Origin of the sequence: Janthinobacterium lividum, assembly GCF_011601275.1 — a bacterium.
Classification (GTDB): Bacteria; Pseudomonadota; Gammaproteobacteria; order Burkholderiales; family Burkholderiaceae_D; genus Janthinobacterium; species Janthinobacterium lividum_E.
Genome location: NZ_JAAOLY010000022.1, coordinates 26927 through 49326 on the forward strand (window position 1 = coordinate 26927; position 22400 = coordinate 49326).

Consider the following 22400-nt stretch of genomic DNA (forward strand, 5'->3'; position numbering starts at 1 on the left):
TGGGTTCAAGGCCGTCATTTTACCGCTTTCGGCGGGCGGGGCGGCGTATTGCGTGCGGGTGTGAAAAAGCCGCGCCGGTGGCGCTGCCAGGTAGCATGCACCAGTAGCGTATCTGACTGGACAAGGTGCGTTCAATGGCCCAGTTCCCAGACAGACTGCAAGGATGGGCGAGATAGCCGTGTTTTGCGCCAGTCCTTGCGTGGTGGGGCAGGTTGTAATACGTTTGCATCGCTATCGCCATGCGGGCCAAAACACCAAGGATGTCTTGGCCCGAAAACTGGCAGGAAGCTTTTAAGCCGTCACCGGCTGTGAGACAACCGTGGATTGCTGAAATTAACCCTGGCCCCAGGCGTCGCCGACGGAGCTTTCTGGGTCGAATGAAAACACACGCAACTCAGTCTGGTCGCCTTCACTGCGGGTGATACGGACCGTCATGACAAAAGACAGTTCCCAGCGACCGTTTGCATGACCTACATCCAGGTTATGCTTCCATTCCTGGCGAATGTGCCGCAGGCCGGGCTGGGCCGGGTCTGGCGGCAGCAAATGAGATTCGAAGTCCAGCGGCAGGCTGTAGGTGGCGCCTATTGCTTGAAGAAATGGTGATGGAAGGGAATAAACAGTCGGTACTTTCGGGCCGATCTGCAGTAGTTGCGGTACGGTGACAATGGTGCAATCTATGATCTGGAAGGCGGTAAAGCCACCATCCTTGGAGCCGCAACAGGTGACATCAAGATAAACATGTTGTCCTTTCTGGAAATGCACCCCACCCATATATGGACCATGGCGCGGGTCGGCTGTCCCGTCGCATGAAGTAAAGCTATAGTCGAGTTGGTTTGTGATCTGGTCTGCATCAAAATGTACGGATAATTTCATCCAAGGGCTGACAGGCGTCATGTTCTACGATCTCTTTTCATATTGGTCATAAGTTGCTGATAGCGAGAATCTCGCCTGAGGTTCAACAGATCGGGAGCTGACTCGATCAGGTTGAGTGGGTAGCCCAGCTTGGTGGCCTCCTGCAGGGCTGCCAAAGCTGCAGTGCGGTTGCCTGTAAGTTCATGGGTCAAAGTCGCCCGGAATTGGACATCTGGCAATTGAGGGGCGATGGCGAGTGCTTTTTCCATACTCGTCAACGCCTGCTTGGTTGCGCCTACATAGGCCGAAAACAGCGCCATGCGCGAGTTGAGTGTCGCGTCGTCCGGCATGCGCGCCAGGACTGGCGTAAGCAGTTCAATGGCGCGCCGATAAGACTGCTGCGAGGCCTCTTTCTGCGCAGGTATCCAGCGTTGTGCATCAGCAAGATTTGCCCATAATTGATAAAACCCTGGATTGCCATTGCTGGGCAATACGGCCTTTTCAAACGCCTTTACAGCGCCCAGATAGTCCTCCTTGGCAAACAACGATGTTCCCAGATTGCTATACAGTTCCCAGTGCGGCTGGAACTGCAGGCCTTGTTGGAGCACGCGCAAGGCTTCATCGCTACGGTTGAGGCGTAAAAGGACTGCGTTCAGATACGCATACGCGCTGGTCGAACGCTGATCGAGTTCTATACTTTTGCGTAACGCCTGTTCCGCGCTGGCGTATTCGCCTTGGCGATACAGCATGATGCCCATGAACATCGGAAGCAGGCGCTCCTTCGGATGCAGTGCGATCGCGCTGTCCAGTACGGGTTTGGCCAGATCAAATTTGCTCATATGAATCAATAGGCGTACCTTGCCCACCAGTCCCAGCAAATTTTGCGGATCAAGATTCAATGCGTTGGCTGTTGCATTCAACGCCTCCGCCCGCTTGCCTTGAAATTCGAGTACCCAGGCATGCGCCACATGGGAAAGTGCCAGTTGATTATCCGATGCGAGTGCTTGCTGTGCCGCAGCATTTGCTAGCTGCAACCAAGTGTCGTCGCGACCATTGCCAGCATAGCGCAGGCTGTAAGCCAGTGACAGGCCTGCAGATGCCGCAGCATTGTCTGGATTATGCTTGAGCACCGTTGTGAAATGCTCGATCGCCTGGTTTTGGCTCGTATCGCGGTCAAACACCCGCAACGCTTCCATCCCCGCCGCCATGCTGGCCATTTCCGAATAGGGCGCGGGCGCTTTTTCCCCCGTGACGAACGATTTGACGGCAGGAATGATATTAGGCAACTGCCATCCTGCCAATACGGCCACCAGTGCCACGCCCGCACCCCACTGCAGGGTGCGCTTGCGGGGCAGGGGCAGGCGGATGGAGACGCTGGCGGGCGGTTTTTCCTTCGCGGGCATCTCGTTAGCCAGGGGCGTGGTCAAGGTGGGCGCTTCGCCGTGCTGCGCGCCTAGCGCCTCGCGCACAGCGCGCATGGTGCGTGGCCGTTCGGCCGGGTCGTGCGCCGTCATCGCGCGCACGAGGGCGTTGATGGCGGGCGGGACGGAGTCGGGCAGGTCGGGCCACGGTTCCGTCGCCTGCATGTGGGCGGCGGCCAGGGCCAGGCCGTTCAGGTGGGCGAAGTGGCGCTGGCCGGCCAGCATTTCGTACAGCATGGCGCCCAAGGCATACACGTCGCCACGCGTGTCGGGCAGGCGGCCCATCAGGCGCTCGGGCGCCATGTAGGCGATGGTGCCCTGCAGGTCGCACAGGGTGGTCGTTTGCGTGGCTTGCGGGTCGATGTGGCGCGCCAGGCCGAAATCGAGGATGCGCACTTGACCGTCCGCTTCCAGCATCAGGTTCGACGGTTTCAGGTCGCCATGGACGAGGTCCATGGCGTGCGCCTCGTCCATGGCGTCGGCGATCTGGTAGGCGATGTCGAGCGCGGCATGCAAGTCCGCTTTGCCGCCGTGCATGAACTGGCCCAGGGTCTGGCCTTCGACCAGCTCCATGACGATGGACTGGCCCGTGCCCTGGCCCTCGATGGCGAAAATGCGCACGAAGGCCGCATGCCTGAGCGAGGCGGCCAGGCGCGCTTCATTGATGAGTTTTTCCGGATGCAGCACGTCGGCTTGCGGTTTCAGGCGCTTCAGCGCCACGCTACGGCACAGCTTGGCATCCCAGGCTTCGAATACGTGACCGAAACCGCCTTCGCCCAGCAAGCGGCGCACTTCATAGTGCCCGCTGATCGTGTCGTCTTGCAGTGGGGGCTGACGCAGGGAGTCGAGCAGTTCCATATACCTTGGCTTCAGAGTGCATCAACGTGAGCGTCAAGCATCGAAAAGGGGTAATGCGATGATTGAATGCCCAAGATGATTGATTTTGAGTAACTTCCTGATTTAAAACGATTGTTTAAAATAAGTCAATTAATATTGGCAAGGAGTGAACAAAAACTACTGGCAGTCGCCTTTGCGCGGTTCTGCCGCAGGCATGCGCGGCTACGCCACACAGGCATCGATGGCCGCGCCCAGCTTGTCGATGATCTCATCGACATGGCTGGCGTCGATGATGTAGGGCGGCGCCAGCAGAATGTGGTCGCCGTGCAGGCCGTCGATGGTGCCGCCCATGGGGTAGCACATCAGTCCGTTTTGCATGGCTTGCGTTTTGATGCGGGCGTGCAGGCGGCGGGCCGGGTCGAACGGCTGTTTGGTATTGCGGTCCTGCACCAGTTCCAATCCCAGGAGCAGGCCGCGGCCGCGGATGTCGCCTACGTGCGCATGGCTACCGAAACGCTGGCGCAGGCGCTCTTGCAGCAAGCCGCCCATGGCGCGCACGTTGGCCAATAAATCGCGTTCCTCGATCTGCCGCTGCACGGCCAGGGCGGCGGCGCAGGCCGTGGCGTGGCCGATATACGTGTGGCCGTGCTGGAAGAAGCCCGTGCCGGCGCGGATGGTGTCGCGGATATCCGTCGATACCATGACGGCGCCGATGGGCTGGTAGCCGGCACCGAGGCCCTTGGCGATGCAGATCAGGTCGGCGCTGATGCCTTCCTGCTCGCAGGCGAACAGGCTGCCCGTGCGTCCCATGCCGCACATGACTTCGTCGAGGATCAGCAGGATGCCGTGACGCTGGCAGATCTCGCGCATGCGCGCAAAATAGCCGGCGACGGCGGGCAGGGCGCCGGCCGTGGCGCCGACGACGGGTTCGGCGATGAAGGCCATGACGTTGTCCGCGCCCAGTGCGGCGATATTGTCTTCCAGCTCCTGGCCCAGGCGCGCCACGTAGTCGCCATCCGTTTCATGCGCCTGCTGGTCGCGCCAGGCGTAGCACGGGGAAACGTGGGTCACGCCAATCAGCAGCGGTTCGAACTGCTGGCGGCGCCAGGCGTTGCCGCCCGTGGCCAGCGCGCCCAGAGTGTTGCCGTGATAACTTTGGCGGCGTGCGATGACGCGGCGGCGCTGCGGCTGGCCCCGTTCCACGAAATACTGGCGCGCCAGCTTGAGCGCGCTTTCCACCGCTTCCGAACCGCCCGAGACGAAATACACGCTGTCGATGCCGGCTGGCGCCCGGGCGACGAGGAAATCGGCCAGCTGCTCCATCGGCTCGCTGGTAAAGAAGGAGCTATGCGCGTACGCCAGCGTGGCAATCTGCTGCTGCACGGCGGCGATCACTGCCGCATCCGAATGGCCGAGGCAGGAGACGGCCGCGCCGCCGCAGGCGTCCAGGTAGCGCTTGCCATCGGCATCGATCAGGTAAGGGCCATCGCCGCCCGTGGCGACTGGATAGCTGGCGGTCAAGCTGCGGTGGAAGACATGGCTCATGGCATCGCTTTCTTATCGGCAAGAGGATGGCCGATTATAGGAGGCGTTGCGCCGCATTGCAACGATCGATGTATTTGTTTTTAATTTACATCATTTGATGTTTTTGTATAAGCACCCAGCGCCCGCAGCTGGGTTTCCGCCGCGCCGATGGCCATGACGGCATCGGGCCCCGCGCGCGCCACCAGCAGTTCGACCAGGCTTTCCACGGCCGCGACGCCGGCCACGATGGAAGGGAAGAACGAGGGGCTGTCGACGGCGATGACGATGCTGGCGTCAGCCTGCAGGGCCAGCGGCGACATGGCGCTGTCGCTGATGGCGACCACCTGGCAGCCGGCCTGGCGCGCCGCTTGCGCCACCAGCAGCGCTTCGCTCGAATACGGCGCGAAGCTGGCGACGACGACGGCTTCTCCCGCCTGCAGGGCGCGCAAGTCCATTTCCAGGGTGCCGCCCTGGCCGCTCAGCAGCTGCACGCTGGGGCGCAGCAAGCGGTACAGGTAGTGCAGGGTGTAGGCGATCGGGTGGGCGGCGCGAAAACCGGCCACGTGCACGCGGGGTGCCGCCTGGAGCAGAGCGGCGGCCGCCTCCAGGGCGGCGTGGTTGGCGCTTTCCGTGGCGGCCAGGTTGCGCTGCTGCACCGTGAACACTTCGGTGACGAGGTCGCCGACCTTGCCGGCCAGCGCGCCGGCTTTTGCCGCGTAGCCGCTTGGCCCCGCACGCAGGCGTTCGACGAAGATGGCTTTCAGTTCCGGCCAGCCGGCAAAGCCCAGTTGCTGCGCCAGGCGCACGAGGGCGGCCGATTGCACCTGCGCGCGCGCGGCGATGCTGCGCATCGACGAGACGGCCACTTCATCCGGATGGTCGGCCAGGTAGCGGGCGCCGGCCTGGAATTGCGGGCTTAGTTCCGCATGGCGGGCCTTGATCAGGTCCATCAGTGCCGCATAGGAATCGTGGGGTGTCGCTGCCTGCATCGCCGTGCCTCATTGGATAGGTTGCGGCGATGGTACAGGATTCGTCAGCGCGCCGGTAGCGGCGCACCTTGCGCCAGGGCGGCCGTGCGCGGATGCAGGCGGGCAAACAGGTGCGGCCCGGCCGGTTTGCGGTGCGGTCCCGTCGTCAGCACGCGCAAGGCGGTGGGCAGCGGCACGTCGTGGCAATGCAAAAACAGGGCGGCGGCGCCCGTGCCGGCCATTTCCTGCAAGGCCAGCGCATGTTCGACCAATGCCGCCGTGCGCATGTCGAGCCGCACCGGAATGTCGGGTTGAAATAACTGTATGTCGACGTGCCGTGCATCGCGCATGCTGTCCCCGCCGGGTTTGATGGTCAAGCTGCCAGCATAAAAGCGCCCCGGCGCCGCCACTTTGCGTTAAATCAATTCCTGTGTCGGATAGATTCCACAAAGCAAAAAAACGCCAACCGTTGCCGGCTGGCGCTGAAACTCCTCAAGGAAGAAGACATGTATTCCAACGACGTTTCGACGCCTGACAAAACCATCGCGAGCGGCAGTGATTTGTGGCCGAGAAGCGCAGCGGCACTGTAGTGCCGTGAGCATCGCCGGCCGCAAAGCGCGCCGCGCAGCCGGTTTGGTCAGGTGTCCATCACAAGCTCCAGCGTACGGATAAACCTACGACCTTGTCATAGCGCCGCACGTCGCGCACATAGTCCGGCGTGTCGTGGTAGTCGCGGTAGGTCGAGTCGAGCAGGTTGTTCGCGTCCAGGGTCACCGTGGTGTTCGGATTGAGCTTGTACGAGACCGACGCGTCCAGGGTCTTGGTGGGCGCCACGGTCAGGTGGATGCCCTTGCCGCGGTAGTTGTAGTCGTCGACGTACTTGTCGCGCCAGCTGTAGGCCAGGCGCGCCGACCACGGTCCCTGTTCGTACAGGCCGACGATATTGGCCGACCACTTCGACATGCCCGTGAACGGGTGGGCGCTGCCATTCAATTCCTCCAGCTCGCCCGTCATGTAGGTGGCGTTCGCCTGCAGGCCCAGGCCGCTCATCCAGCCGGGCAGCTTGTCGTAGAACTGCTGGTAGGCCATTTCCAGGCCTTGCAGATGGCCCTTCGAGGTGTTGCGCGGACGCGTGATGTCGTACTCGATGCCGCCATACGTTTCCTTGGCCGATCCGGACAGGATGTAGTTCTTGAAGTTGTGGCGGAACACGGTGGCCGTGACAGAACCCGTCTGCGCGAAATACCATTCCAGCGCCACGTCGAGGTTCTTGCCTTCCACGGGTTTGAGGTCGGGGTTGCCGCCGTTGCCCGTCGGGCGCACCATTTCCAGGCTCTGGCCCAGGCTCACGCCGGGGTTGAAATCGGCGAAGTTCGGGCGCTGCACGGCCTTGCCGGCCGTCATGCGGGCGATCAGGTCCTGGCGCAGCATGGCTTTCAGGGTCATGCTGGGCAACACGTCCGTGTCCGAGGTTTTTACGCGCACGGGCGTGACGATGCCGTTTTGCGAGGAATTGCCTTGCAAGTCCTGCTTGGTCTGTACCACGCGCACGCCCAGGGTGCCGTCGACCGGTACCTGCGCCAGGTCAAAGCCGATGCGCGCCTTGCCGTAGACGGCATTGGTTTTTTCCACATCCTTGTAATGGGTCATCGGATCGTCGGGACTGCGTTCGCTGCTGCCCGTAAACAGCTGGCGCAGCACGGCCGTGTTGTTGAGCATGAAGTCGCGGCACGGCGTGAGCCAGCTTTGCAGGCCGAAGTTGCCCGTGTTGTCGTGCGAGGCGCACGCCAAGCCGGGAATCGCGTCCGCAGTCATGATCGACGCGAGCCCGCCCTGGCCGTTTTTTTCGCGGATCGATTCGGCCTTGCGCTTGGCCAGGCGCACGCCGCCCGAGAATTCGCGGAAGAAGCCCGTGCTGTCCATGTCGTAGGTGACGTCGCCGCGCCAGTCGGTCGAGCTGCCTTCGTCGTGGTTGTGATTGTCGTAGAAGCCGAGCAGGGTGTAGTTCTTCGGGTCCAGCATGTTGTAGCCGGGGTAGCTGATCTGCGCGCCGCCGTTCACGTTCGTGCTGCCGATGACGCTGGTCGGATGGGCGAGGAAGTCGAGGATGGGAAATTCGCGCTCGAAGTTGCTGACCGTGCGCGCCAGCTCCGTCGTGGCGCGCAGCTGCGGCGTGATGTCCCAGCGCGCGCCGATGGCGCCTTGCGAACCGATCGAGCGGTCGCGCCGCGCCTGGGTCGAGCCCAGCGTGAACGGCGACCATGGGCCGTCGATCTTGCCCACCGTGGCCGCCTGATTGGTGCCGGGGATCAGGGTGATGTCCGGGTTCTGGCCCCACGGCAGCGAACCGACGAAGAACTGGCTGTCGAACGCGTGCTTGATCAGGGTCGACATGCCTTCCGCATACACTTCCACCTGCGAATTCGGGCGCCACTGGAAGGCGGCGTTCGCCGCGTAGCGCTTGCGGTCGCCCACGGTCGGGATCATGCCGACGGAATCGGGGCCCGTGATGTTGCCCGCGTCGGGGCGCTTGACGGGTTCGGCGTTCCAGATCGTCTCGTCATAGTATCTGCCGCGCTGGTAGGACAGGCCGAGCAGGGCGCCGAATTCGCCGTATTGGGTTTTCCAGCGGTTCGAGACCATGCCGCCGACGTTCGGGTCCGTCGAGCCGGACTTGTCGCGGTGTTCGGCGCGCACGTTGCCCGATGCCGTAAAACCTTTGAAGTCGAACGGTCGGTTGGTGCGCACGTCGACCACGCCGGCCGTGCCGCCTTCGACCATGTCCGCGCCCTGCGATTTGTACACGTCCACGCGCTGCAGCATGGCCGTTGGAATGTCTGCCAGGTACAGGCTGCGCCCCACGGAGGTGAACATTTCGCGGCCGTTGAGCAAGGTCACGACGCCAGGCAAGCCGCGGATGATGACGGTGCCCGCTTCGCCGCCCTCGCGGCGGATCTGCACGCCCGTCACGCGGCCGAGGATTTCGGCCACGTTCTTGTCGGGGAATTTTCCGATTTCATCGGCGACGATGGAGTCGACCACCTGGTCGCTGTTTTTCTTGATCGTCTGCGCGCTTTGCGCTGCCCTGCGCACGCCCGTGACGGCGACGACGGCCATGCCGGCATTGTCGGTCGGCGCAGGTGCTGCTGCCGTTTCTTCCACTGGTGTGTCCACGGCGGGCGCCTGTTGCGCCCAGACGGAAGCGCTGCTCAGCAGGCCTGCGCCGGCCAGGGCGGCCACCGTCGCCTTCAAGGTCAAGCGCGTGTTTTTTCGGGGCGTGCGGGTGCCCGTTGCCATCAATTGCATCATCTTGTCTCCACCTGTATTTTAGTTATGTTGAGAACGCTGCGGCAGTCGCCGCCAGAGCAGGAACTGGCTCAGGAAGCATGGTAGGGGGGAATGACTTTGCGCCACAAATGACTTCTTTTGCGATGTCCATATCAATTCCGGTATCCCTGTCGCATTCATGCACCTGCCGGCCTTGCCCGCTCTCCACACGTGGCGAAAATAGTTTTGTATTTTTGCCGGTGGCGGCGTTGAGGTAGCGATGCAGCGGCACCAGATGGGGCGTCGCCATCCCACTCAATGAAAGGAAGCACCATGTTGGCATCCACTATCACCGAACCGTTGTTGCGGCACTTGCAAGCGGACGGATATCAGGCGCAGATCGACAGCGATGGCGATATCGTCTTCCGTTTCGAAGGCATGGGCTATGTCCTGTGCTTTGATGCCGATGACGCGCAATTTGGGAAACTGCTGTTGCCGAATGTGTGGACTATCGATACGCCGGAAGAGTTGCTGCGCGTGCGTGCCGCGCTCGATGAAGTCAACCGCCGCATCAAGCTGGTGAAAGGCCATGTGCAGCGCGGTCAGGTATGGTTCTGCATCGAGATGCTGCTGCTCGAGCAGCAGCACTGGACGCATTTCCTCGCGCGTGCCACCCGCTCCATTGCGCATGCGGCGACGCTGTTTGCCAGCGAGATGCGGGCCGGCGCGCTTGCCGCGCAGGCGATCGAGAAAGCCGGCGCCGACTGAAGCAGGGATGAAAAAGGGCGGCCCGCAGGCCGCCCTCGCATGCCGTCAGGCTGCGCTTACGCTTCGGCGACGCGCTTGGCGATGTGCGCCAGCGCTTCTTCCACCTGATCGATCAGGATCAGGCACAGATCGCCTTCGCTCAAACGCGCCAGGGCCTTGTCGATGGCGACAAATTCGCCGTTGATTTCATCGATATGGCTGGTGCGCTTGGCGCCGTCCAGGCCCTGGCGCAGCAATGCCACGACTTCGCCGTCGGCGCGGCCGCGCTGGCATTGGTCCTGGTACAGCAGCACGTCGTCGAAGGCGGCGCCGAGGATTTCCGTCTGCTGGCGGATGTCTTCGTCGCGGCGGTCGCCGGCGCCGCTGATGACCACAGAGCGGCGCTTGGCGGGCATGCTTTCCACGGCCTGCACCAGCGCCAGGATGGCGTCCGGATTGTGGCCATAGTCGGCAATCAGGGTGGCGCCCTTGTAATCGAACACGTTGAAGCGGCCCGGCGCATTGTCGGCTTCATTGGCAAAGGTTTTCAGGCCCAGCGCGATGGTTTTCCAGTCCAGGCCCACGGCCCAGGCGGCGGCCAAGGAGGCCATGACGTTGTCGACCTGGAAGCCGATGGCGCCGTTGCGCGTGATCGGCACTTGCGACAGGGCGATCTCGTGGCGTTCCTTGCCTTGCGCCGCGACCAGTTTGCCGTCTTCCACGTACACGACGCGGTTGCCTTGCGCACGGTGCGTGGCCATCACGGGATGCGTCTTGTCGGCGGCGAAGAAGGTCACCGTGCCGCTGCAATTCTTGGCCATGCGGGCCACGGCCGGGTCGGTGGCGTTCAGGACGGCCACACCGCTGTCGGCTACGTTCTGCACGATCACGCGCTTGAGGACCGCGAGGTCTTCCACGGTGGTGATGTAGTTCAGGCCCAGGTGGTCGCCCGCGCCGATGTTGGTGACGACGGCGACCTGGCAGCGATCGAAGGCCAGGCCTTCGCGCAGCATGCCGCCGCGCGCCGTTTCGAACACGGCCGCGTCCACGTCCGGGTGCAGCAGCACGTTGCGCGCGCTGCGCGGGCCGCTGCAGTCGCCGCTGTCGATCTGGCGTCCTTCGATGTACACGCCATCCGTATTGGTCATGCCCGTGCGCAGGCCCGAGGTGGTGAGCAGGTGGGCGATCAGGCGCACGGTGGTGGTCTTGCCGTTGGTGCCCGTGACGGCAACGACGGGAATGCGGCCATCGTCGCCCTCGGCGAACATGGCTGCGATGATGGCTTCGCCGACTGGGCGCGGTTTGCCGAACGACGGTGCCAGGTGCATGCGCAGGCCCGGTGCGGCGTTCACTTCCACGATGCCGGCGTTCTGCTCTTCCAGCGGTTTCAGGATGCTGTCGGAGACCACGTCCACGCCGCAGATATCGAGACCCACCATGTGCGCGGCCGCGACGGCGCGCGCCGCCACTTCCGGATGCACGTCGACGGTGACGTCGGTGGCCGAGCCGCCCGTCGACAGGTTGGCGTTATTGCGCAGGATCACGCGCTGGCCCACGGGCGGCACGGAGTCGGCCACATAACCCTGCTTGGCCAGGCTGGCCAGGGCGATGTCGTCGAAGCGGATTTTCGTCAGCGAGGTAGCGTGGCCGCTGCCGCGGCGCGGATCCAGGTTGACCTGGTCGACCAGTTCGCGCACCGTATGCTGGCCGTCGCCCACCACTTGCGGCGGGTCGCGGCGGGCCGCCGCCACCATCTTGTTGCCGATGACGAGCAAACGGAAATCGTGGCCCGGCAGATAGCGTTCGACGAGGATATCGTCGCGGAATTCCTGCGCCGCGATGAAGCCGGCCGTCAGCTGTTCGCGCGTGGTGACATTGACGGTGACGCCCTTGCCCTGGTTGCCGTCTTTTGGTTTCACGACGACGGGCAGGCCGATCTCGCAGGCGGCGGCCCAGGCGTCGTCCGCATCGATGGCGACGCGGCCTTGCGGCACGGGCACGCCGGCCGAGTCCAGCAACTTCTTGGTCAGTTCCTTGTCTTGCGCGATGGCTTCGGCGATGGCGCTGGTGCCGTCCATTTCGGCGGCCTGGATCTTGCGCTGCTTGCTGCCCCAGCCGAACGTCACGAGGCTGCCTTCGGTCAGGCGGCGGAACGGGATGTTGCGCGCCACGGCGGCGTTGACGATGGCGCCCGTCGATGGACCGAGGCGCACGTCTTCATCGAGTTCCTGCAACTGGTGCAGGGCGCCGGCCAGGTCGAACGGCGCATCGTCGAGCGCGGCGCGGCACAGCTGCTGCGCCAGTTCCAGGGCCAGGCGGCCGACGGCTTCTTCCGAGTATTCGACGACGACCTGGAAGATGCCCGTTTCCAGGGTCGGCGTGGTGCGGCTGAAGGTGACGGGGCAGCCGGCTTGCGCCTGCAGGCCCAGCGCCGCCAGTTCCAGCACCTGCGCCATCGGCGCGGCGTTGTAATTACCCAGCGGTTGCAGCGGGCTCAGTTGCGGAAAGAGTGCGCGCAGGCGGGCTTCGAAGCCGGGCAGCTGGGCGATGTCGAGTTCCTGCGTGGTGCAGGAAACAATGGCTTCCACGGCGGTGTCGTGGCTCCAGAGGTTAGGGCCACGCAAGGCCCGTACGCGAGATACTTCCATAATTAAACCGTAATCCTGTTGTGTTCTTGTGGGCCCGGCCGTCCTGGCCGGGCTTGAGTGCTGCTTTGCCTTAGTTGCCGATGCAGCCGGGAGCCGCGTCAAAGGTGCGCAGTCCTGCGCAAATCAAATCGACGGGCAGGTTCAGGGCCCAGGCGGCGGCCGCGACGGCCAGCACGCTGTCGACATTGCCGGCCGTGGCCGGTTTCAGCAGATCCAGGCACAGCAGCACCGTTTCGATGCCGCCTTCGGCCAGCACGATGTGGTTGCCGCGCACGAATACGGCGCGCTGGCCGGCGGCCAGTTGCGCCGCGATGGCTGGCAAGCCGCCATCCTGCGCATACAGGGTCACGGTGCCGTCGCACAGTTCGGCCAGTTCCAGCACGTGCGCGTTGGCGGCGTTGAGCACGGCCACGCCTGTCGGCACCACCACGTCGACCTGGCTGCGCACGGCCTTGTACAGGCCCGCTTCGTCCAGCACGTCGAAATCCTTGACGCTATCGAGGCTGCCCATGTCCGTGACGACGCCGATCTGGCACTTGTCGTAGGCCAGGCCTTCGGCCAGGATCATGCGCGGATTGCTCTCGAACAGGGCCGTCTGCACGGTGCGGTTGAGCAGCAAACGCTGGCCCGCGTCCCAGTTCACGCAATCGCTGCTGACGACACGGCGCTGGTCCAGGTACATGCCTTCGCTGCAGACGGCGCCCGTGTGCAGGCCCGACAGGTTGAGCAGCTTGCACAGCATGCGCACGATCAGGCTGGCGCCGCGCGTGCCCGTCACGCCGATCAGCGGAATGCGGCCCGTTTCCTCGGCTGCGAACAGGTGGTCGACGATGGCCGCGCCAACAGGGCGGGGCTGGCCCACGCCCGGCTTGATGTGCGCCAGCAGGCCAGGGCTGGCATTGACTTCGATGATGGCGCCGCGCTGCTCTGCCAAAGGACGCGTGATGTCGGTGGTGACCAGGTCGATGCCGGCGATATCCAGGCCAACGACTCTGGCGGCCAGCAGGGCCGCATGCACGACGGAAGGATGCACGTCGTCCGTGACGTCGATGGCCACGTTGCCATTCGGCTGGATCAGCACCTTCTGGCCGGCCTGCGGCACGGACAGGGCGGTCATGCCCTGGCGCTGCAGTTCCAGCACGATTTCGCCCGATTCGTGCGGCTTGACGGTACCCAATGGGAAGTCCTCGCCTTCGCCGCGGCGCGGGTCGGTATTGATCTGCGTGTTGACCAGTTCCAGCACGGTCGAGACGCCGTCGCCGTCGACCCACAGCGATTCGCCCTTGGCGGCCGCGATCAGCTTGTTGCCGACCACGAGCAAACGGTGTTCGTCGCCCGTGATGAAGCTTTCCACCAGCACGGCCGAGCTGTCGCCCTTGCGCGCCGCCAGTGCATAGGCCGCCTTCACGTCGCTTTCGGTCATCAGGTTCAGCGACACGCCGCGGCCATGGTTGCCGTCATACGGCTTGACGACGACGGGCACGCCGATGTCTTGCGCTTCTTCCCAGGCCGCTTCGGCGCTGCGCACCAGGCTGCCTTCAGGGACGCGCACGCCGCACGATTTGAGCAGGAATTTGGTGAGATCCTTGTCGCTGGCGATGCCTTCGGCAATCGCGCTGGTGCGGTCCGTTTCGGCCGTCCAGATGCGGCGCTGGGCGGCGCCATGGCCCAGCTGCACCAGGTTGCCGTCGTTCAGGCGCAGCGATGGGATGCCGCGCTCGGTGGCCGCATCGACGATGCTGGCCGTGCTCGGGCCCAGGCAGCGCGAGTCGACCATGTCGCGCAGCGGCGCCAGGGCCGCTTCCAGGTCGTAGGCTTCATCGTTGATGGCGGCCATTAGCAGGTCGCGCGCGGCTGCCAGGGCGGCGCGGCCCACGTGCTCTTCGCGCGTGCGGAAGGCCATCTTGTAGACGCCGCGCTGGCTGGTCGAGCGCGTCTGGCCGAAGCCCGTGCGCATGCCTGCCAGGTTTTGCAGCTCCAGCACCACGTGCTCGAGGATGTGGGCCGACCACGTACCTTCGCGCAGGCGCTCGAAAAAGCCGCCCCGTTCGCCCACGCCGCAGCGGTGCTCGATCATGCCGGGCAGCCACGCCACCAGGCGTTCGTACAGGCCAGGCAGGGTATTGGATGGATAGTCTTCCAGTTCGCCGATGTCGACCCAGGCTTCAATCACCGGGCGGTAAGTCCAGATGTTGGGGCCGCGCAAGTGGGTGACGCGGGCAAATTCGATGTTCTTCTTCTTGATCATGTAAGTGGTTTCTTGATAACAAGCCAGGCGTCTGGGCGCCAGATACTTTATGTTGGCTCTACAGAGTCTTTTCAGGCTCGTGCTTGGTTCTTTATCCCGGGTATGCGCAGTGTGCCACTTTTAGCGGCCTCTTGTCGCGTTTGCTGCCCTTATTCTGCTGGTGTTGTCATTCTAATTGTTACTAATTGTTGCCATACTTGTTATAAAGATACCGACTCTGCTTAAAGCTGGAGCATTTGCGCAACAGCGGGCTGTTGTATACTTGCTCCTGTACGACGGACGCTGGTTTTTTTGCGCCGTTTTGCCATCATTCCTTACCGGCAGGCATCCATTCGATACAATACAGGAAATTGCCACTGGTGCATCTACCTCGCCATCGCGCAGTACACAAACATTGATCGGGCGTCTGCCCCATCCCCCAAATCCCGCCCTGAAGGGCTTGGCCTCGAGCCGGAGTATGCTTTACGATGACAACTGAACTGAGTGTTCCTGCAACAACTATTCCCCTCACCTCGCTGCCGGAACACTGGCTGGCGGAAGTGGAGAGCAACCTTTCTCCAGGGGAGAACGTTTTAAGTAGCGTTGAGGTTGACCTCGATGCGCGATTACGTTTCACAAAAGGCATAATAGTTGTCACCGAGAAGCGTTTGCTGGCCCGTTCGCCGGGCGATACCACCTGGAAAAGTTGGTCTTTCCGCCACGGATTGCGCCTGACGCACCATGACCACGCCGGCGTCGGCCACCTGGAACTGTTCGATGACCACGGCCGCCTGGCGTCGTGGCGTTTTACCCTGGGCCAGAACCTGCATGCGATACGCGTGCTGGAACAGTTCGTCGAGCGCCTCGACAGCCACCTGACGGGCCAGCCCGTGCTGGAAGCGGAGCAGGAAGTCTGCCCCAGCTGCAAGGCGCCTTTGGAGCCGGAGCAGGAAGAATGCCCGATCTGCGCCAAGGTGCTGCACACGCCGCCATCGACCTGGACCCTGTTCCGCCTGTGGCGCTTCGCTCACCCCTACCGTGGCCAGCTGGCCCTGGGCTTCATGCTGATGCTGCTGAGCACCGCCGCGCACATGATTCCACCGTACCTGACGGCGCCGCTGATGGACAATGTGCTGATTCCGTATCAGAACGGCAAGCACATCGACCCGTGGCTGGTGGTGTACTACATGAGCGGCTTGCTTGGTTCGGCCCTGCTGGCCTGGCTGCTGGGCTGGGGCAAGACCTATGTGCTGGCCCTGGTGTCCGAACGCATGGGCGCCGACTTGCGCTCGGCCACGTATGAACACCTGATGAAGCTGTCGCTGGAATTTTTCGGCGGCAAGCGCACGGGCGACCTGATGGCGCGTATCGGCAGCGGCAGCGACCGCATCTGCGTCTTCCTCTCGCTGCATTTGCTCGATTTCGCTTCCGACGTGCTGATGATCATCATGACGGGCGTCATTTTGTGGTCGATGAACCCGTGGCTGGCCATCATGACCCTGGCGCCATTGCCCTTCATCGCCTGGATGATCCACCTGGTGCGCGACCGCTTGCGCACGGGCTTTGAAAAGATCGACCGCGTGTGGAGCGAAGTGACCAACGTGCTGGCCGATACGATTCCCGGCATCCGCGTGGTGAAGGCGTTTGCGCAGGAAAAACGCGAAGCGGCCCGCTTCCGCGACGCCAACGCGCACAACCTGGCCGTCAACGACAAGCTCAATAAAGTCTGGTCGCTGTTCTCGCCCACCGTGTCGTTCCTGACGGAGATGGGTTTGCTGGTCATCTGGTGCTTCGGCATCTGGCAGCTGTCGCGCGGCGAAATCACCGTCGGCGTGCTGACCGCCTTCATCGCCTACAGCACGCGCTTCTATGGCCGCCTCGACTCGATGAGCCGCATCGTCTCCGTGACGCAGAAATCGGCGTCCGCCGCCAAGCGCATCTTCGACATCCTCGATCACGTGTCGAGCGTGCCGGAACCTGCGCAACCCGTGAAACTGGACAAGATTGAAGGCCGCATCGACCTGCGCGAAGTCGGTTTCCGCTACGGCAACCGGGCCGTCAACCGCGGCATCACCTTGAACATCAAGGCGGGCGAGATGATCGGCCTGGTGGGCCACAGCGGTTCGGGCAAGAGCACCCTGGTCAACCTGATCTGCCGTTTCTACGACGTGTCGGAAGGCGCGATCTTGCTCGACGGCGTAGACATCCGCTCGTTCGCCGTGTCCGACTACCGCCGCAACATCGGCCTGGTGCTGCAGGAGCCGTTCCTGTTCTTCGGCACCATCGCGGAAAATATCGCCTACGGCAAGCCGCACGCGACGCGCCAGGAAATCATCGCCGCCGCGCGCGCCGCGCATGCGCATGAATTCATCCTGCGCCTGCCGCAAGGCTACGATTCGATGGTGGGCGAGCGCGGCCAGGGCTTGTCGGGCGGCGAACGCCAGCGCATCTCGATCGCCCGCGCCCTGCTGATCGACCCGCGCATCCTGATCATGGATGAAGCGACATCGTCGGTCGACTCGGAAACGGAAAAAGAAATCCAGAAGGCGCTGGACAACCTGGTGCAGGGCCGCACGACGATCGCCATCGCGCACAGGCTGTCGACCCTGCACCGTGCCGACCGCCTGGTGGTGCTGGACCGCGGCCAGGTCGTCGAAGTGGGCAGCCACGATGAATTGATGGCGAAAGAGGGCGCCTATTTCCGCCTCTACGAAGCACAGGCGCGCAACAACGAACTCGCCCTGGATGACAAGGAATAAGCATGGCCAGTACAACTTTTACATTAAGCCGCGACACCTTTGGCAAGCTGGTGATGACGGATGCGGACGGCCAGGTCTTTGAGGGCGTGGCGCCCGTGCGCGCCTTCCCCATCCAGTCGCCCGACGAAGGCATTTCGCTGGTGCTGGGCAATGGCAAGGAAGTGGCGTGGATCGACCATGTCGACACCTTGCCGGAACCGGCCCGCACGCTGGTGAAGGAAGAACTGGAAGGGCGCGAATTCATGCCCGAAATCGCGCGCGTGAAAAGCGTCTCCAGCTTCGCCACGCCATGCACCTGGCATGTCGACACGGACCGCGGCGAGACGCAGTTCGTGCTGAAAGGCGAGGAAGACATCCGCCGCATCGGCGCCGCGTCGCTCCTGATCGCCGATAACCACGGCATCCACTTTCTGATACGCGACATGTTCAACATCGACAAGACGACGCGCAAGATACTCGACCGCTTCCTGTAAGCGTGACCCTGTCTTGAAAACCGCTGCCTGCAGCGGTTTTTTTTCGTCTGCGGGCATGAAAAAAGCCGCACAAGAGTGCGGCTTTCGAAGGCAGTACCGGCAGCCCGTTTCAGGCCGCCGGGGATGGCGCTGCATTACATGAACTTGTAGCCTGCGCCGATGTAGAAGTAACGGCCGCGTACGTTGTACAGCTGGGCAAAGCCCAGGGTGCCGTACTGGTTGCCGGCGCCCATCGCGCTAAACGGTGGCATCTTGTCGAACAGGTTCTTGATGCCGGCCGTGAAGGTCAGGTTTTGCATCGCCACGTACTGGCCCGTCAGATCCACTTCCGTGTGCGAAGGAATCGTGCGGGTGCCCGGCTTGATTTCGTCGCGGCGCAAGTCCGAGTCGATCATGTCGCCCGTCGTGCGGATGACCAGGGTACCCGACATATTGTCCTTTTCCAGACTGGCCGTGAAGGTGTTGCGGTACTTCGGATTCATGAACGTCTTCATCGTGCTTTGTTCTGGATCCGTCGCCGTGTCCTGGGTGTCCATGCGGGTGTAGATGGTGGACGCATTGCGCAGCGTAAACTTGCCGAACATCGTTTGCGGCGAGGTATAACGCAGGTCCGTATCGAAACCGCGCACTTCTGTCGTGGCCAGGTTCTGGTTGTTCAGCAGGATGCGCGCGTCGCCATTCTTGATTTCCACATTACCCAGTTCGATCGCCTTGGTTTCCGTCAGGGTACCGATCTCGTTCTTTTTGTTAATCTTGAAGAAGTCGATGCTGGCTGTCAGCGAGTTCACTGGCGAGAACACCACACCCAGGTTATAGGTCTTGCCCGTTTCAGGTTTCAAGTCCTTGTTGGAGCCGGAGACCTGGTAGTAGGCGAAGTTTTTGCAATTGCCGGCAATCGATGGGAAGGCTTTGCAGATATCCGCATCGCTGGTCGTGTAGGCACCCGCATCGACGCCGCCGTACATCTGTTTCAGCGATGGCGCCAAATAGCTGCCCGCATACGAACCGCGGAACATCAGGTTGTTCAGCGGCTGGTAGCGCAAGGCCAGTTTCGGGCTGGTCTTGCTGCCGACATTCGAGATGTCGTCATAGCGCAGCGCCACTTGCGCTTCGACGTTTTTCAGGAAAGGAATCGACAGTTCGCCGAAGATGCCCTTGGAATTGCGGTCCGCCTTCACGGCAGCCTGCTGGATGCTGCCGAAGACCACGCCATCGATCTGGTTCTGGTCCGGTTGGTCGCTCAGCGTTTCCTTGTTGTACGACACGCCGACGGCGTAAGCCATCGCGCCGCCTGCGAGGTCCATGATCGGCGCCGACGCCTTGGCGTTGAAGAAGGTCAGTTCCGACTTTCCGGCGCGCGTAGGCGTCAGGCGGATCTTGTCGACGGCTGCCTGCGGATTGTCGGTGCGGGTCGGGTTGATCGAACCATTCTCGATCGCTTCGTTGAACAGGTCGTAGTGTGCATAGTTCGAATCGCGGTTGGTGGCCTTGCTCACGCCCTTGCCGATGGCCACGTCCCAGTCGATGCCGCGCGTCGTGCCTTCCAGGCCCGTCGAGAACTGGGTCATCGTGCCCTTGCGGTTGGTCTGGCGCGGGCCCATTTGCATGAAGCGGCCGGCAACGGTCTGGTTGCCGACCTTGAAGTTGCCTGGCGCAGGCTGGGACGAGAAGTCGTCCTTGCTTTCGGAATAGGTAAATTCCGCGAACGCGCGGATGCTGTCACTGATCTTCAGGCTGCCGATCAGCATGCCGCTGACGCGGTCGGCGCCATTGGTCGAGGTCAGCAAGGTCTTGTTGACGTCAAAACGGCAGCCGTCCGGGCTCATATCGCCTGCCGGGCAAGGCACCAGGGTGCCGCCACCGCTGATATTGCCGCTAGGATGGTAGCCACTGCGGCCATCCGGACCGCCAAAGCGGCGGAAGTCGGCGGAACTGGTCAGGTCGCGGTCCTTGCGGTAGATCGGGTCGCGCTTGAACACGTCGACCGTGGCCAGCACGTTGAAGCCCTGGGTGTCATAGTCGCCAAAACCGTAGACGAGGTTGGCCGTCTTTTCCTTGGCATCCGAGCGCGAGCTTTGGCCATAGCTGGTTTTCGCTTCCAGGCCCTGGTAATTCTTTTTGGTGATGAAGTTCATCACGCCGGCAACGGCATCGGCGCCATAAATGGCCGAACCGCCATCCTTCAGGATTTCAATGCGTTCCAGTGCACTGAGCGGAATGGCGTTGACGTCGACCGCGGCGCCTGCGCCGGAACCGTCAGCCAGCGCATTGGTCGGCAGGCGGCGGCCGTTCAGCAGGATCAGCACGTTGCGTTCGCTCAAGCCGCGCATCTTGATGTTGGTGGTGCCCGAACCCGATGGGGAGCTGGCGCTCAGTTCGCCCTGGTCATTGATGTCGATGGATGCCAGGTTGCGCACCAGCTCAGCGACGCTGGTGGCGCCCGTGCGCTCGATATCTTTCTTGCTGTAGATTTCCACCGGTGCGGCGGTTTCCGCATCCACGCGCTTGATGGCGGAACCTGTGACGACCACGCGCTGCAATTTCTCGTCAGCCTTGGCTTCCTGCGCCTGGACGGCTTGGTGCATGAAGCCTGCGCCCATCATCAAGGTGCCGGCAAACATCATGCGCAAGGATTTGCTTAATTTCTTTTCAATCATTGTCTATCCTCCAACTAGGAAACTTAAGTTTCCCTAGGGTTTTATTTAGCTATTTGAAATTATTTTCAAAATGACCATGTTTACAAATTTAGTATTTTAAATTTGCAATTCATCAGACCATTTTTTGATCTTGACTGTCAAGAAATGCCGGATATTTGCGCATGCGCATGGCACAAACGAGAATGAAGGTGGATGAATTTTATTTGTGTCAGGCAGGAAAGTACCAAAATTCAATTGTTAAATAAATTAAATTTGTAATTAGGCAAAATGATCGTTGAAAGTTTGGTGTTTGCCCCTTGCCTGTCTAGACAGCTGTTGTTTTTTTGTGACGACATTTACGCCGTGTAAGGTAGGGGGCCGGGCAAAAAAAAGCCGCCCGGAGAGGGCGGCTGGCATTGGCAAAGGCGGCTGTTACTGAAACGCCACTTCCGCAAAGCTGCGCAATTTGCGGCTGTGCAGCCGGTCCACACCTTGGCGGCGCAGCAGTTCCACGGCGCGGATGCCGATGCGCAGGTGCTGGTCGACCCTTTCGCGGTAGAAGTGGTTGGCCATGCCTGGCAGCTTGATTTCGCCGTGCAGCGGCTTGTCGCTGACGCACAGCAAAGTGCCGTAGGGCACGCGAAAACGGAAGCCGTTGGCGGCGATGGTCGCGCTTTCCATGTCCAGCGCGATAGCGCGGCTCTGGCTGAAACGGCGCTCCGGCGTGCGCTGCGGCAGCAGTTCCCAGTTACGGTTGTCCGTGCTGGCCACCGTCCCCGTGCGCATGATGTGTTTCAAGTCATGGCCCGTCAGCTGGGTGATTTCCGCCACGGCCGTTTGCAGCGCCTGCTGGATTTCCGCCAGCGGCGGGATCGGTACCCACAGCGGCAAATCTTCGTCGAGCACGTGGTCTTCGCGCACGTACGCATGCGCCAGCACGTAGTCGCCCAGGCTTTGCGTGGTGCGCAGGCCGGCGCAGTGGCCCAGCATCAGCCAGGCGTGCGGGCGCAGCACGGCGATATGGTCGGTGATGGTCTTCGCGTTGGCCGGTCCCACGCCGATATTGACCATGGTGATGCCGCTGCCATCGGCGCGCAGCAAATGGTAGGCGGGCATCTGCGGCAGGCGCGGCGGGGCGGCGCCCAGCGCATCCTCGCTCTCGACCGTCTGGCCGACCCGGCGCGTGACGACGTTGCCCGGTTCGACAAAGGCGACATAGCCGTCGTCGTCCGATGGCGCGGCCGCATCGGGTGCGCGGTCCATCATGGCGTGGCCCAGGCGGATGAATTCGTCGATGTAGAACTGGTAATTGGTAAACAGGACGAAGTTCTGGAAGTGCTGCGGTGAGGTGCCGCTGTAGTGGCGCAGGCGCTGCAGCGAGTAATCGACGCGCGGGCCCGTGAATAGCGACAGCGGCTGCGCTTCGCCGTGCGCCGGTTCATGCGTGCCGTTGGCGATGCCGTCGTCCATGGCCGACAGGTCGGGCAGATCGAACAGGTCGCGCATGGCCAGGCGGCGGCCCGCGTCCATATTGCCTTCAATATGGTCATGTTCGGCGAACGAGAAATGCACGGGGATGGGCTGGGCGCTGACGCCCACTTCCAGGTGCACCTTCTGGCCGCTGTTATGGTTTTTCAGCAGCAGGGTGAACTGGTCCAGGTAGTAATCGCCAAACAGGTCGGGGCGGGTCAAGGTGGTTTCAAACACGCCGGGGCCGGCGACAAAACCGTAGGCCAGCGGCGAGTCGGCGCGCGCCACGGTATCCGTCTGGATGCGCACGAAGGGGTAGCAGGCGCGCACTCTTTCGTGCATGTCTTCGCCGGCGACAAAACGCTGCAGCGCGTCGCGCAAGTGTTCGATGCTGCTGCGGTAAATGGCTTGCACTTGTTCCAGCGCCAGGCGTGGATCGTCGAAGCGGGAGGAGGCGATGAAGGGGGGCGTAAGCAAGCGGATTCTCCTTGTGGCGGTTCGTGCATGCCATTGTAAGGCAGCAAGGCCGGTCGCGTTGGACGTGTTTCTCAGTGAGCCGGGCCGCTTGACG

14 protein-coding genes are annotated in these 22400 nt (G+C 62.4%); 3 read left to right on the forward strand and 11 right to left on the reverse strand.

The window, feature by feature from the left end; genetic code table 11:
• Positions 1-333: 333 nt before the first annotated feature.
• From GYK42_RS25270 to GYK42_RS25300, 7 genes are all read right to left on the reverse strand, one after another.
• Positions 334-894 carry a hypothetical protein gene (locus GYK42_RS25270; protein WP_166449732.1) on the reverse strand — a complete coding sequence of 187 codons (561 nt, stop codon included), beginning with the start codon at positions 892-894 and terminating at the stop codon, positions 334-336.
• Positions 891-3131, reverse strand: coding sequence for a serine/threonine-protein kinase (locus tag GYK42_RS25275; protein ID WP_166449733.1), 2241 nt, complete (start codon positions 3129-3131; stop codon positions 891-893). The genes GYK42_RS25270 and GYK42_RS25275 overlap by 4 nt, the downstream gene beginning before the upstream one ends.
• Before the next feature lie 201 nt (positions 3132-3332).
• A complete protein-coding gene (locus GYK42_RS25280; protein WP_166449734.1) occupies positions 3333-4655 on the reverse strand; it encodes an aspartate aminotransferase family protein in 1323 nt (440 codons plus the stop codon).
• Between the two features lie 80 nt (positions 4656-4735).
• Entirely contained in the window at positions 4736-5623 is an 888-nt protein-coding gene (locus tag GYK42_RS25285) for a MurR/RpiR family transcriptional regulator (RefSeq protein WP_166449735.1), read from the reverse strand.
• 44 nt (positions 5624-5667) lie between these two features.
• The gene (locus GYK42_RS25290; protein WP_166449716.1) at positions 5668-5979 is read right to left on the reverse strand and encodes a hypothetical protein; all 312 of its coding nucleotides are present in this window, start codon (positions 5977-5979) and stop codon (positions 5668-5670) included.
• Between the two features lie 271 nt (positions 5980-6250).
• Positions 6251-8911 (reverse strand): TonB-dependent receptor, encoded by a 2661-nt coding sequence (locus GYK42_RS25295; RefSeq protein WP_240943812.1) that lies wholly within the window; start codon positions 8909-8911, stop codon positions 6251-6253.
• 22 nt (positions 8912-8933) lie between these two features.
• Entirely contained in the window at positions 8934-9179 is a 246-nt protein-coding gene (locus GYK42_RS25300; RefSeq protein WP_166449736.1) for a hypothetical protein, read from the reverse strand.
• 23 nt (positions 9180-9202) lie between these two features.
• On the opposite strand from GYK42_RS25300, the gene GYK42_RS25305 reads away from it, so the two are divergent.
• Positions 9203-9637, forward strand: coding sequence for a hypothetical protein (locus tag GYK42_RS25305; protein WP_166449737.1), 435 nt, complete (start codon positions 9203-9205; stop codon positions 9635-9637).
• A 56-nt stretch (positions 9638-9693) separates the two neighbouring features.
• Here the strand turns inward: GYK42_RS25305 and cphA (GYK42_RS25310) are convergent, their stop codons facing one another.
• Together cphA (GYK42_RS25310) and cphA (GYK42_RS25315) are read right to left on the reverse strand one after the other, a co-directional pair.
• Positions 9694-12264, reverse strand: a complete 2571-nt coding sequence (cphA, locus tag GYK42_RS25310; protein ID WP_166449738.1) for a cyanophycin synthetase — start codon at positions 12262-12264, stop codon at positions 9694-9696.
• Between the two features lie 70 nt (positions 12265-12334).
• The gene (cphA, locus tag GYK42_RS25315; RefSeq protein ID WP_166449739.1) at positions 12335-14512 is read right to left on the reverse strand and encodes a cyanophycin synthetase; all 2178 of its coding nucleotides are present in this window, start codon (positions 14510-14512) and stop codon (positions 12335-12337) included.
• A 467-nt stretch (positions 14513-14979) separates the two neighbouring features.
• Here cphA (GYK42_RS25315) and GYK42_RS25320 point away from each other — a divergent pair, with 467 nt between their 5' ends.
• Complete coding sequence (locus tag GYK42_RS25320) at positions 14980-17250, forward strand: ABC transporter ATP-binding protein (protein WP_166449740.1); 2271 nt, start codon at positions 14980-14982, stop codon at positions 17248-17250.
• A 2-nt stretch (positions 17251-17252) separates the two neighbouring features.
• A complete protein-coding gene (locus GYK42_RS25325; RefSeq protein WP_166449741.1) occupies positions 17253-17723 on the forward strand; it encodes a DUF1854 domain-containing protein in 471 nt (156 codons plus the stop codon).
• A 134-nt stretch (positions 17724-17857) separates the two neighbouring features.
• Here GYK42_RS25325 and GYK42_RS25330 read toward each other — a convergent pair whose 3' ends face one another.
• A complete protein-coding gene (locus GYK42_RS25330) occupies positions 17858-20380 on the reverse strand; it encodes a TonB-dependent receptor (RefSeq protein ID WP_166449742.1) in 2523 nt (840 codons plus the stop codon).
• A 411-nt stretch (positions 20381-20791) separates the two neighbouring features.
• The gene (locus tag GYK42_RS25335; RefSeq protein WP_070221052.1) at positions 20792-22306 is read right to left on the reverse strand and encodes an AMP nucleosidase; all 1515 of its coding nucleotides are present in this window, start codon (positions 22304-22306) and stop codon (positions 20792-20794) included.
• Positions 22307-22400 lie beyond the last annotated feature (94 nt).